Annotated in this window: 11 protein-coding genes; 4 read left to right on the top strand and 7 right to left on the bottom strand. The window is 63.0% G+C overall.

The features are described from left to right. Positions 1 to 52 precede the first annotated feature (52 nt). From EUU22_RS17920 to EUU22_RS17930, 3 genes are all read right to left on the bottom strand, one after another. A complete protein-coding gene (locus tag EUU22_RS17920; RefSeq protein WP_129333352.1) occupies positions 53 to 2365 on the bottom strand; it encodes a methyl-accepting chemotaxis protein in 2313 nt (770 codons plus the stop codon). 239 nt (positions 2366 to 2604) lie between these two features. Then, positions 2605 to 3504, bottom strand: coding sequence for a ribokinase (locus tag EUU22_RS17925; RefSeq protein WP_129333353.1), 900 nt, complete (start codon positions 3502 to 3504; stop codon positions 2605 to 2607). Positions 3505 to 3554: 50 nt separating this feature from the next. Then, a complete protein-coding gene (locus EUU22_RS17930; RefSeq protein ID WP_439329164.1) occupies positions 3555 to 4781 on the bottom strand; it encodes a DNA recombination protein RmuC in 1227 nt (408 codons plus the stop codon). 254 nt (positions 4782 to 5035) lie between these two features. Here EUU22_RS17930 and EUU22_RS17935 point away from each other — a divergent pair, with 254 nt between their 5' ends. The 4 genes from EUU22_RS17935 (at position 5036) to truA (ending at position 8914) form a co-directional block, all read left to right on the top strand. Further along, a complete protein-coding gene (locus EUU22_RS17935) occupies positions 5036 to 6550 on the top strand; it encodes a globin-coupled sensor protein (protein WP_129333354.1) in 1515 nt (504 codons plus the stop codon). A 90-nt stretch (positions 6551 to 6640) separates the two neighbouring features. After that, positions 6641 to 7156, top strand: a complete 516-nt coding sequence (def, locus tag EUU22_RS17940; RefSeq protein WP_129333355.1) for a peptide deformylase — start codon at positions 6641 to 6643, stop codon at positions 7154 to 7156. 67 nt (positions 7157 to 7223) lie between these two features. Next, complete coding sequence (gene fmt, locus EUU22_RS17945; protein ID WP_129333356.1) at positions 7224 to 8159, top strand: methionyl-tRNA formyltransferase; 936 nt, start codon at positions 7224 to 7226, stop codon at positions 8157 to 8159. Beyond that, positions 8159 to 8914, top strand: a complete 756-nt coding sequence (truA, locus tag EUU22_RS17950; protein ID WP_129333357.1) for a tRNA pseudouridine(38-40) synthase TruA — start codon at positions 8159 to 8161, stop codon at positions 8912 to 8914. Before fmt ends, truA begins: the two co-directional genes overlap by 1 nt. Positions 8915 to 8934: 20 nt before the next feature. Here truA and EUU22_RS17955 read toward each other — a convergent pair whose 3' ends face one another. The 4 genes from EUU22_RS17955 to dapD form a co-directional block, all read right to left on the bottom strand. Further along, complete coding sequence (locus EUU22_RS17955; protein ID WP_129333358.1) at positions 8935 to 9531, bottom strand: hypothetical protein; 597 nt, start codon at positions 9529 to 9531, stop codon at positions 8935 to 8937. Continuing rightward, positions 9518 to 10711: a succinyl-diaminopimelate desuccinylase gene (gene dapE / locus EUU22_RS17960; protein WP_129333359.1), complete on the bottom strand. Its 1194-nt coding sequence runs from the start codon at positions 10709 to 10711 to the stop codon at positions 9518 to 9520. Before dapE ends, EUU22_RS17955 begins: the two co-directional genes overlap by 14 nt. 108 nt (positions 10712 to 10819) lie before the next feature. After that, the gene (locus tag EUU22_RS17965) at positions 10820 to 11203 is read right to left on the bottom strand and encodes a DUF805 domain-containing protein (RefSeq protein WP_165351205.1); all 384 of its coding nucleotides are present in this window, start codon (positions 11201 to 11203) and stop codon (positions 10820 to 10822) included. Position 11204: 1 nt separating this feature from the next. Further along, the gene (dapD, locus tag EUU22_RS17970) at positions 11205 to 12062 is read right to left on the bottom strand and encodes a 2,3,4,5-tetrahydropyridine-2,6-dicarboxylate N-succinyltransferase (protein WP_129333361.1); all 858 of its coding nucleotides are present in this window, start codon (positions 12060 to 12062) and stop codon (positions 11205 to 11207) included. Between the last annotated feature and the right edge of the window lie 148 nt (positions 12063 to 12210).

Genomic DNA, 12210 nt, shown 5'->3' on the forward strand with positions numbered 1-12210 from the left:
GCCGCGGACAAAGCCCGCGGCCTCATGGTTTGGACAAAGGGCGCGTCGCCGCTTAGAACTCTTCCCAGCTCTCTTGGACGGCAACGGCTGCTGCGGCACCGCGGACTGCCGGTCTGGCGACACGAACAGATTCACGCATTGCGGCGGCCGGATACGCGGCCGGTGCCATGGTCTCCCGTGCGGCGCCGGAGGTGCGGAAACGCGTCACCAGTGATCTCAGGTTCTGGGCCTCCGTCTTCAGCGTCATGCTCGCCGCCGTGGTTTCCTCGACCATGGCCGCATTCTGTTGGGTGACCTGGTCCATCTGGTGGACGGCGGTGTTGATCTCCTTGAGGCCCGAGGCCTGCTCGGTCGCCGATGCGGAAATCTCGGCGATGATCGTATTGATCTGCATGACTTGCTCGGCGATCTTGTGGAGCGTGTCGCCCGCCTCGCCGACAAGGGCCACGCCGTCCTTGACCTGCGCTCCCGAGGCCGTGATCAGCGCCTTGATCTCCTTTGCCGCGTTCGCCGAGCGCTGGGCGAGCTCTCGCACCTCCTGCGCCACGACCGCGAAGCCCTTGCCGGCTTCTCCCGCGCGTGCAGCCTCGACACCGGCGTTGAGCGCCAGCAGATTGGTCTGGAAGGCGATCTCGTCGATGACCCCGATGATGCGGGAGATCTCTCCGGAGGACTGCTCGATACCGTGCATGGAGGTGACCGCACGCTGGACGACTTCGCCGGAGCGCTCAGCGTCCTGGCAGGCAAGCTGCACGGTCCGGGCCGCGATTGCGGCATTGTCGGCGCTGGAATTTACCTGCTCGGTGAGCTGGTTGAGAGCGGCGGCCGTCTCTTCGAGGCTTGCCGCCTGCTGCTCGGTACGCCGCGACAGGTTATCCGCGCTGTCGCTGATCTCGGAACTGCCGTTGTTGATCGCACCGACGCTCACGTTGACCGCATTGATCGCGTTTTCGAGGCTGGCGACGGCGGCGTTGAAGTCGGCCTTCAGCGCGGCGTATTCGCCGGGGAAATCGGCCTGGATGCGATAGCCGAGATTGCCGTTCGAAAGCTCGGACAGACCGGTGCCGAGCATCACGACGACTCTCTGCTGCAGCGCCGCGCTTTCCTCGCGTTCGGTCTCCGATCGGCTGCGCTCGTCTTCTGCCGCCCGACGCTGTCGTGCTGCTTCGCCCTCGAGCATCCGTCCTTCGGAAAGCCGATGCCGGAAGCCTTCGAGCGCCTTGGCGACGAGCCCGAGCTCATCCGTGCGGTTCTGGCCCTCGACTTCCGTCTCGTAGTTTCCGGCGCCGAGACGATCGACGTCCGCGACGATGGCGTGCAGCGGCTTCTGGACATAGGCGCGCGCGGCGAGATAGAGGGCGGTCATGACCGCGGCGAGAACCACGAGGCCGCCGATGATCATCATGATGGTCTGTGCTTCGACCGGTGCGCTGATGGCACTTTGGGGAATGTCGACGATCACCGCCCAGGTGGTGTTCACGCCCGGAACGGCAAAGGGATAGATCAGTCGGTCGAAAGGCTCTGCCCCGGCGGCAGAGACGTTGAGCAGCGTCTCGGGTTTGCCGGAGGATAGCGCCGCCTTCAGCTTATCCCCACCTTCACCTTCATAGGGCTTCATCAACAGGTCGGTCGAAGGAGCCACGAGCCACTGGCCGGTATGCCCGACGAGCATGACCCGGCCGGTCTCGAACGGTTTCAGCGCTTGCAGCTTCTCGGAGAGAGAACCGAGCGAGATATCGACGCCGGTCACGCCGATCATCTTGCCGCCGGAGACCACCGGATAGGCGATCGAGCTCATGGTCGTGGGGACCTCGGTCCCCTCCGCGAGATACGGGGCCGTGATGGCGCCCTTGCCGCTTTTGGCAGCGAGCGCGTACCACTCCTGCGTATAGTCGTTGTTGAAGGTGGAAAACTGAATGCCACCATCCTGCGTCTTGGACCAGTACGGCGTGAAGACGCCATTGTCGTTGCCGCCGAGTTCGAGATTCTTGACCGTATCTTCCTTGCGGCCGTCGAAGGCTTGCGCGACTTCGCAGAACCAGCTGCCGAAGGCGAACGCATTCTGCTCGACATTGGCCTTCAGGAGATTGATGGCGCCTTTGCGATCGAAGGACTGCGCCTCGTGCCCGCGGGCGAGCACACCGGCCATCGAGCGGGCGGCGCTGGCGAGCTCGCCGATATCGCCGGCGACTTCGTTGGCGATCGCATTCGCCTGGCTTTTGGCCTGATCCATCGTCAGCGATTGGACGCGATCACGGGTCTGCGAAATGAGAACCAGGTTGGAGAGGGCAAGCACGAGCGCGATGGCAATGCCGGTGACAAGCTGCAGCTTGAAAGCAATGGACTTTGAAATCAGTTTCAACATGACGGCCTCAAACCCGCACGCCGGGGGCCGGCGCGTTGAATTGGTCACAGGGAGGGAATGCTCCTTCATGGAGCGGTGTTTTCACTCCATGCAGCTACGGTGCCGGAGAAAGCAGTGCGAGAATAAGAATGGAAAGTTTAATGCATGTTGAATTTTACGGCACGTTTTTATGGCCGTCGCGCAGCAATCCGCGCCGGTGCGGTCACCGGCGCGACAAAAGAAAGCTGCGGCGAGAAGTGTCAGAGTCTGGCGGCAACCTCGTCCGACAGTGGGATCGAAGGCTGTGCGCCGGGCTTCAGGCAGGCAAGTGAACCCGCGACTGCGGCCCGGCGGAGGGCGTCCTTGAAGGCGAGACCCTGATCCAGTCCCGCGGCAAAATAACCGCAAAAAGTGTCGCCCGCGCCGACCGTGTCGACAGGTACGATCTCAAGTCCCTTGACCCTGACCAGTTCTCCCTGATCGACGGCGATCACACCGTCTGCTCCGAGCGTGACGACGAGGGTCTGCCCGGTTTCTTCATAGAGACGCAGCAGCGCCTTTTCGCGCTCGTCTGCTCCCATGCCGTCCCGCGCAGCAAGACGTTCGAACTCTGTCTCGTTGGCAACCACGATGTTTGCCATCCGGCCGAGGCGAGCCGCCTCCGCCGTCAATGGTGCGATATTGATGATCGTTCTGATCCCGCGGTCCCGGGCACGCGAGAGGGCTTCCTCCACGGCTCCAGCGGGTATCTCGAGCTGCAGCATCAGAATGTCGTCCTGCGCCATGGCATCGACTGCGGCTCGTGCGTCCGCCTTATCGATCGTACCATTTGCACCGGGAACGACGGCAATCATGTTCTCTCCGTCATCGCCGACCAGGATGAGCGCTGTGCCTGTCGGCGCTGACGTCTTGTGAACTGCCGAGAGCTCGGTTCCGGCCTGTTCGAGAAGGTCGAGCGCCGGTGCGGCGAATGCGTCACTGCCGACCGCGCCCACCATCCGCACACGGGCGCCGGCACGCGTTGCGGCAAGCGCCTGATTTGCGCCCTTGCCGCCCGCCGCCGTCGAGAAATCCTTGCCGCCGACGGTTTCTCCGGGCTTCGGGAGCCGTGTCGTCGTGGCAATGAGATCCATGTTGATGGAACCGAATACGGTGATCATCGAGGTGTTTCCGTCCGTTACGTGTTTTGGAGGCGAGTTTGGCCCGTGGGCTAGTCCTCGTCAACGACCCGAAGCTTGAGAAGGCCCGTCTTGCTCTCGACGGCACGCGCCGTTCCGCCTTCATCGCCGTTGCCGGACTGGAATTCGAGCGCCTCGATCTTCACGCCCCGCTTGGTCAGCTTGTCGGCCGAGGTGAGGATCATGTCGACATCCTTCTGGGCCGCGAGAAAATGGCTCTGTAGTTTGCGCGTCCGGTCGTCCAGCCGGGCGAGATCCTCCATCAGGTGGATGACCTCCCCCTGTATGAGGTGCGCCTGTTCGCGCATCCGCTGATCCTTCAGTACGGCCTGGATCACCTGGATCGACAGCATCAGCAGTGACGGCGAGACGATCACCACGCGCATGCGGTGGGCCCTCTGGACGATGCCTTCGAAGTTCTCGTGAATCTCCGCGAAGATCGATTCCGACGGAACGAAAAGGAAGGCCATGTCCTGGGTCTCGCCGGGGATCAGGTATTTCTCGGCGATGTCCCGCAGATGCACCTCCATGTCGCGGCGGAACTGCTGACCGGCAGTCTTCTTGGCATCCGCCGTCTCGGCGTCGCGTATCGCGTTCCACGCCTCCAGCGGAAACTTCGCGTCGACAACCAGCGGCGGAGAGTCGTTCGGCATCCGGATCGTGCAGTCGGGCCGCGACCCGTTGGAAAGCGTCGATTGAAACGCATAGGCACCGATCGGCAGTCCGTCGGCGACGATCGTCTCCATCCGCGACTGGCCGAAGGCGCCGCGTGTCTGCTTGTTCGAGAGGATGGCCTGGAGGCCGACGACATCCTTTGCGAGCGATTGGATGTTGTTCTGGGCGGCATCGATGACCGCGAGGCGCTCCTGCAACCGGCGCAGGTTCTCATGTGTGGTCTTCGTCTGCTCGCTGATCGTCGCCCCGATCCTGTGCGACATACCGTCAAGGCGCTGGTTGATCGCCTGGTTGAACTCCGACTGTTTGGCGCCGAAGACATCGGCCATGGCCGCAAGGCGCCCCTGCATTTCCGCCTGGGCGCGCAGCAGTTCGGCCATCCGGGCTTCGGCTGCCGCCTCCCTTTGGGATGCTTCCATTTCCATGCGGAGCCGCATTCGACTGTTTCTCATCACGGCGGCTGCCCAGAGTATCAGCGCGGCGAGGATGAGTGCCGCAAGACCGGGGACGAGCATCAGGGGCGAGACGGCGAAGTCGCCTATCATGAAGACCGGCGCGCCGGCTACGGAAGGTGTAGTGTTCATGGCGATCAATCTAGCAGATTCGGCCATCGATGACAGATCAAAACAAGAACGAAGATCGGGCCGCCGACAATCTGGTCAGGCGATCCTGCAAGCAACGGGTGAGGCCGATTGCATGGTGCACCGTCTGGTGTGTCGCTGATCACATTTCGCTCTAACCATTCATTCTCCGTTTAGGGTTTTGAGCAAAACCTTCGGCCAATTCTTTGACCGTCCGGCAGGCGGCGTGATCGCGCCTGAGACCATTGCGAGGCAACATGCAAGAGAGTGGTGACGACAGCCTGAGGCAGCGCCTCGATTTCATCGAGCTCGACGAGAAGACCTGTCGCACGCTTCACTCGCTGCGGCCGACTCTTTCCGAGATTCTGGGCGGCGCGCTCGACAAGTTCTACGCCAAGGTCGCGGCTACGCCGCATCTTGCCCGGTTCTTCCGTGACGGTTCGCACATGGCGGCCGCGAAGAAGGCACAGGTCGGTCACTGGGACCGTGTTTCAAACGGAACCTTTACGCAGGAATACGTCAAGGGCGTCACCGCGATCGGCAAGGCCCATGCCCGGGTCGGCCTGGAGCCGCGATGGTATATCGGCGGGTATTCGATGCTCATCGGCGAACTGGTCGCGGGCGTACTGAAAAAGCACTGGCCGTTCCCTTTCGGCAAGCATCACGCGACCGCTCTTGCCGACAAGCTGAGCGCCCTGATCAAAGCCTCCATGCTGGACATGGACTATTCGATCTCCGTGTATCTCGACGCGCTCGAAGAGAAGCGCCTGCAGCTTCAGGAGGAGCGCGAGCGCTCCGAGGCCAATCAGCAGATCGCCATGCAGCACTTGCGCCGCGGCCTCGAGGCCTTGGCACGCGGCGATTTCAAGGCCCGTATGTCCGACGACCTGCCGGACGACTTCAAGCAGATGGCGACGGACTATAACGAGGCCGTGGCGCGTCTCAACGAATCCTTCCAGCTCATCCGCCGTTCCTCGGAGGAGATTCTCGCCGGAACGGAAACAATTGCCCGCACATCAGACGAACTGGCGCTGCGCACCTCCAAGCAGGCCGCGGGCGTTCAGGAAAGCTCAACGGCTTTGCAGCAGCTCTCCGTGAGCGTCAGCCAGACGGCGTCCAATGCCGAACGTGCCGCGTCCGTCGTGAAGGAGACGCAGCAACAGGCACGGACCTCGGGCGAGGTGGTGAACCAGGCCGTGTCTGCCATGGCGGAAATCGAGAAGTCTTCGTCCGAAATCTCGAAGATCATCGGGGTCATTGATGAAATCGCCTTCCAGACGAATCTCTTGGCGCTCAACGCCGGCGTCGAGGCAGCGCGTGCCGGCGAGGCCGGCAAAGGCTTCGCCGTCGTTGCCCAGGAAGTTCGCCAGCTGGCACAGCGCAGCGCTGACGCGGCCAAGGAAATCAAGCGGCTGATCTCCCAGAGCTCGCAGCAGGTGAACGAAGGCGTCGAGCTTGTTTCCAACACCGGTACGGCTCTAGCCGACATCATCGGACGGATCGATGCGATCAATACCTTCGTCGGAGAGATCGCGACTGCCGCCAAGGATCAGGCTTCGGGACTGAGCGGAATCAACCAGGCGACCCGCAGCATGGATGGCCTGACCCAGGAAAACTCGACGATGGTCGAACAGACATCCGCCGAGACGCGGCGACTGCGCAACGAGGTCGCCGGGCTCGTCGAACTGCTGGGTCGTATCAATACGGACAGCAGCGAAGTCTCGCTGTCACCCCCAACGCCACGTCGGCAGGTGCGCGGCCTCGCCGCCTGATTTTCGCTCTGGCGCAGATCCAGGGAACGCGAGGGTTTTCCCTCGCGTTTTTCGATTCCATCGGCGCGACAGATGCGATATGGGAGGCCCATGACGATAAAGCCCCTCATTATTCTTCCCGATCCGCTGCTGCGTCAGCTTTCCAAGCCCGTCGAACGGGTGGATTCCGATATCCTGAAGCTTGCCGACGACATGCTCGAAACCATGTACGATGCCCCCGGCATCGGGCTTGCAGCCATCCAGGTCGGTGTGGCGCGTCGCCTGCTGGTCATCGATGTGTCTCGAGAGGATGAAGAGAAGCGGCCGCTCGTTTTCATCAATCCCGAGATTCTGACGTCGTCCGACGAACGCTCGACCTACGAGGAAGGGTGCCTCTCGATACCGGACTACTACGCAGAGGTGGAGCGACCGGCCAAGGTGACCGTGCGGTCCATCGACCGCGAGGGCAAGGAGCAGACGACCGAAGCCGAAGGTCTGCTCGCGACGTGCCTCCAGCATGAGATCGATCACCTGAACGGTGTCCTGTTCATCGACCATATCTCGCGGCTGAAGCGCGAAATGGTCATCAAGAAGTTCACCAAGGCGGCCAGGGGTAAGGCGATCTAGCGCCGGCGCCCGCAGCAGCGGCGGGGCCTGAACCAAGCCCGTTGGGAAGCCGGAGGCGACGACAACCATGGCACTTCGCATCATCTTCATGGGAACGCCGGAGTTTTCCGTTCCGACGCTTGACGCCCTTGCCGAAGCCGGCCACGAGATTGTCGCCGTCTATACGCAGCCACCACGTCCCGGTGGCCGGCGCGGTCTCGATTTGCAGAAGTCACCGGTGCACCAGGCAGCCGAAAAGCTCTGCATTCCTGTATTCACTCCGATCAACTTCAAGAATCCCGCGGAACGTGCGGCCTTTCGCGCGATCGGTGCGGACGTTGCGGTCGTGGTCGCCTACGGCCTTCTGCTGCCGGAGGAGGTTCTCGGCGGCACGAGGCTCGGCGCCTACAACGGCCACGCGTCGCTTCTGCCGCGCTGGCGCGGTGCGGCGCCGATCCAGCGCGCGATCATGGCCGGCGATCGCGAAAGCGGCATGATGGTCATGAAGATGGACAAGGGCCTCGATACCGGCGCCGTCGCGCTGACGCGCAAGGTGGAGATCGCACACGACATGACGGCGGGCGAGTTGCACGACCGCTTGAGCCGGATCGGTGCGGACGCCATGGTCGAGGCGATGGCGAGGCTCGAAGCGGGAGATCTGTCGTTCACGCCGCAAGCCTCCGAAGGCGTGCTCTACGCGGCAAAGATCGACAAGGGCGAAACACGTATCAGCTTTGCCCGCGACGCCCATGACGTGCACAACCATGTTCGTGGACTGGCGCCGTTCCCCGGCGCCTGGTTCGAGGTGGAGATCAACGGCCGACCTGAACGGGTGAAGGTGCTCGGCTCCACTCTCGCCGAAGGTGAGGGCAGGCCCGGCGAAGTGCTGGACGAACACCTGACGGTCGCCTGCGGCAAAGGTGCGGTGCGGCTCACACGGCTGCAGCGTGCCGGCGGCAAACCGCTCGCCACGACCGAATTCCTCCGCGGCACCCCGATCCCGCGCGGCGTGGTTCTCGCCTGATGCCGCGCTTTCGCATGACCGTCGAATATGACGGCACCCACTACGTCGGCTGGCAGCGGCAGGAAAACGGCCATTCCGTCCAGCAGGCATTGGAAAACGCCATTCTCTCCCTGACCGGAGAGACAGTGTCGATCCGGGGTGCGGGCCGAACCGACTCCGGTGTCCATGCGCTCGGCCAGGTCATCCATGCGGACTTCTCACGTTCCTGGGCGCCCTACAAGCTGCGCAACGCGCTCAATGCTCATCTCGGTCTGGCGGGCGAACGCGTCGCTGTCCTTGATGTGCTGGAGGCGGACGAGAGCTTTGATGCTCGCTTCTCTGCCGTCCGGCGGCATTATCTTTACCGCATCATCAGCCGTCCGGCGCCGCTGGCCGTGGAACTGAAGCGCGCCTGGTGGGTGCCGAAGCCGCTCGATCACGAGCGCATGCATGAGGCCGCGCAGCAGCTTGTCGGCCATCACGACTTCACCACCTTCCGGTCCGCGCATTGTCAGGCGACGAGCCCGGTGCGCACCCTGGACCGCCTTGATGTGACGCGTGCCGGCGACCTGATCGAGATCCGGGCCTCGGCCCAGAGCTTCCTTCACAACCAGATCCGCTCCTTCGCCGGGACACTCAAGCTCGCCGGCGAGGGCAAGATGTCGCCGGCCGACGTCAAGGCGGCGCTGGAGGCGCGCGACCGCGCCGCCTGCGGCCCTGTAGCACCGCCGGAGGGGCTCTACTTTTTGAAAGTCGACTACGCCGACGGGCTGTAGGACCCGGCGGGCGTGCTCGTTCAGCCAGGGAACACGCCGAGAAAGCGCTCCAGCAGCTCGGACAGCAACATGGTTGGAACCAGCAGAACCATGGTCATCGTCGCGATCGTCAACGTATGATCGCCGAGCACCATGCGCAGCACGCGAAAGAGCGCGAATACCAGCGTCAGCAACAGCACCAGCCACAGGATCGTCAGCAGGCCCTTGAGGACGGGCAGCAGTACCATCAGCACGATCAGCACGGCATAGGCATAGGAGACTGGAAGCGCGAGCCAGTTCGTGACCGTGACGATTGCGGCGAACCGCGGGCCGATCCCGAGCGCCCAGGCGAGCACCCCGGCGAGGATGACCGGCATCAGCCAGTTCGCCACTTCCACCAGTGCGAGGCGGAAGAAGAAGATCGGTCCCGTCTCCGTGCCGAGCGGCATCACGGCGAGGTAGGCGGCCCGCCACCAGAGCCAGGAAACGAGGATCGCCGGCGCGGCCCATGCCATCGCCCAGAAGGAGCGCAGGGCGCCTCGATCCGTGAGGTCGAGAAAACTGAAGCCTTTCGTGTCTCGCTGGAAGAGCAGCCATAGGCCGGTCAGGTAGAGCTTAACTTCCTTAAGCGTCGGCATTCGCAAACCACTGCTCGATGAAGGTCTGGTAGATCTGCGTGAGCGTCTCGAGATCCTCGACGGCCACTCTCTCGTCCACCATGTGCATGGTCTGGCCGACCAGGCCGAATTCCACGACCGGGCAGTAATCCTTGATGTAGCGGGCATCCGAGGTGCCGCCGGTCGTTGAAAGCTGCGGCGTCCGTCCCGTCACCTGCTCGACGGCATCCGAAAGCGATGAAATGAGGGCTTCGTTGCGGGTGAGGAAAACGTGGCTCGGACGTTCCGACCAGACGATGTCGTACTTCAGCGGCTGGCGTGCAGGCCTCAGCGTCGTATCGGCTGCGGCGGCATCGAGGCGCCGGACGATCTCCGCCTGCAGCGTTTCGGCCGACCAGGTGTCGTTGAAGCGTATGTTGAAGCGCGCGGTCGCCTTTGCCGGGATGACGTTCGTCGCCGGATTGCCGACGTCGATCGTCGTCACCTCGAGGTTCGAAGGCTGGAAATTGTCCGTACCGTGGTCGAAGGGCGGGTTCATCAGTACTTCGGCGAGACGGATGATCCCGCGAACGGGATTGTCGGCAAGGTGCGGATAGGCGGCATGCCCCTGCACCCCATGGACGGTGATCGTGCCGGACAGGGATCCGCGGCGGCCGATCTTGATCATGTCGCCGAGCAGGTCCGGATTGGTCGGCTCGCCGACGAGGCAGGCATCCCAGTACTCACCCTTTTCCGCCGCCCATTTGAGAAGCTTGATCGTTCCGTTGATGGCTGGGCCTTCCTCGTCACCGGTAATCAACAGCGAAACGGAGCCCTTGGGCGCACCCTTCTTTTCGATACTACGGGCGAGCGCCGCAACGAAACAGGCGATCCCGCCCTTCATGTCGACCGCACCACGGCCATAAAGAACGCCGTCGGCGATCTCGGCCGCAAACGGCGGATGGCTCCAGGCCGACTCGTCACCGGCCGGCACCACGTCGGTATGACCGGCGAACATCAGGTGCGGGCCGCTCGTGCCCAGCCGGGCGTAAAGATTCTCGATGTCGGGAGTATTCTCGTCGGACGCTGTCACGCGCGAAATGGCGAAGCCCATCGGCTCCAGCATCGCTTGAAGCGCGCTCAGCGCACCGCCTTCGGCAGGCGTGACGGATGGACAACGGATGAGAGCCTGCAGGTTTTCAACGGGATTTGTCGCGGTCATGGTTCTGAACGTGGAGGATGGAAGCCGGTCTGGGCGGCGCCGTGCCGCAGGAGGAGTTCGCAACGTGTAGCCGATCAAACCCCACCTGTCACCATGGCGGGAGATGTGTCATTTCTGGGGCCGGTCGGGCGCAGAACCATAGGCATTCGGCCCCTTCTCGGAAGGCCAAACACACATCCAGAGCAGCACGACGACCGAGATCACCGGCACGAAGAGGGCGATGGCCAGAAGACCGGTGAAACCCATGTCGTGCAGGCGCTTGACGCCCAGCATGAACCCGGAGACTACCGAGGTCACAAAGACGCTGAAGAAAAGGAAGCTCCAGAACGGCAGAACACTTTCGTCGTCCTGATGCAGGACCAGCTTCGCGGTCGTGTAGCCGTTGGCCATCATCCAGAACAGCCAGGAGAGGATGAAAACCTGCCGCCCGGCGCGACCGGACGGGCTGAAGAACAGCCATCCGATACCGGGCGTGCGAACGGTGTCCCGCACCTCAGTCCCTGAGAAGCTCGTTGATGCCCGTCTTCGAGCGCGTCTTGGCATCCACTCGTTTGACGATGACCGCGCAATAAAGGCTCGGAGCAGGCTGGCCGTTGGCCATGACGCTGGCCGAGGGCAGGGCGCCGGCAACGACCACGGAATACGGAGGCACTTCACCGTAGGTGATCTCGCCCGTCGCACGGTCGACGATCTTGGTCGACTTGCCGATGAAGACGCCCATGCCCAGTACCGAGCCCTCGCGGACGATGCAGCCTTCGACGACCTCGGAGCGTGCGCCGATGAAGCAGTTGTCCTCGATGATCGTCGGGCCGGCCTGCATCGGCTCGAGCACGCCGCCGATGCCGACGCCCCCCGAGAGATGGACGTTCTTTCCGATCTGTGCGCACGAGCCGACGGTCGCCCAGGTGTCGACCATCGTGTTCTCGCCGACATAGGCGCCGAGATTGACGAAGGACGGCATCAGCACGGCGCCGGGAGAGATGTATGCGGAGCGGCGGACGACTGCATTCGGAACGGCACGGAAGCCGGCACGCTCGAATTCATTGGCGCTCCAGCCCTGGAATTTGGAGGGAACCTTGTCCCACCAGGTCGAGGCGCCCGGGCCGCCAGCAACAATCTCCATGGGATTGAGGCGGAAGGAGAGCAGAACGGCCTTCTTCAGCCACTGATGAACCGTCCAAGTGCCGTCTTCGCCGCGCGAGGCGACACGCAACTTGCCGCTGTCGAGCAGATTGAGAGCGGCTTCCACCGCGTCGCGAACTTCGCCGCGTGTCGACGTGCTTACCGTGTCACGGTTTTCGAAGGCGGCTTCAACGATGCTCTCGAGCTGGCTGACATCCATGGCGGTCATCTGAATTCCTTAAACTTCGTTGTCTATCGTATAACCCCGGAAATTTCCGGATTCGCGATCGGAAACTGGCGTTCTGCTGTAGCGCATTCGCCGGGGGTTGAAAACAGCCGCCCGCGACCTCCGCGGTCGTTTCCGGCAGAGAAAGGCA

Origin of the sequence: Ciceribacter ferrooxidans, from assembly GCF_004137355.1 — a bacterium.
Classification (GTDB): Bacteria; Pseudomonadota; Alphaproteobacteria; order Rhizobiales; family Rhizobiaceae; genus Allorhizobium; species Allorhizobium ferrooxidans.

Coding starts and splice junctions, on each gene's coding strand:
- EUU22_RS17920 (WP_129333352.1), bottom strand. CDS start 2,365: ATGTTGAAACTGATTTCAAAGTCCATTGCTTTCAAGCTGCAGCTTGTC.
- EUU22_RS17925 (WP_129333353.1), bottom strand. CDS start 3,504: ATGATCACCGTATTCGGTTCCATCAACATGGATCTCATTGCCACGACG.
- EUU22_RS17930 (WP_439329164.1), bottom strand. CDS start 4,781: ATGAACACTACACCTTCCGTAGCCGGCGCGCCGGTCTTCATGATAGGC.
- EUU22_RS17935 (WP_129333354.1), top strand. CDS start 5,036: ATGCAAGAGAGTGGTGACGACAGCCTGAGGCAGCGCCTCGATTTCATC.
- def (WP_129333355.1), top strand. CDS start 6,641: ATGACGATAAAGCCCCTCATTATTCTTCCCGATCCGCTGCTGCGTCAG.
- fmt (WP_129333356.1), top strand. CDS start 7,224: ATGGCACTTCGCATCATCTTCATGGGAACGCCGGAGTTTTCCGTTCCG.
- truA (WP_129333357.1), top strand. CDS start 8,159: ATGCCGCGCTTTCGCATGACCGTCGAATATGACGGCACCCACTACGTC.
- EUU22_RS17955 (WP_129333358.1), bottom strand. CDS start 9,531: ATGCCGACGCTTAAGGAAGTTAAGCTCTACCTGACCGGCCTATGGCTG.
- dapE (WP_129333359.1), bottom strand. CDS start 10,711: ATGACCGCGACAAATCCCGTTGAAAACCTGCAGGCTCTCATCCGTTGT.
- dapD (WP_129333361.1), bottom strand. CDS start 12,062: ATGACCGCCATGGATGTCAGCCAGCTCGAGAGCATCGTTGAAGCCGCC.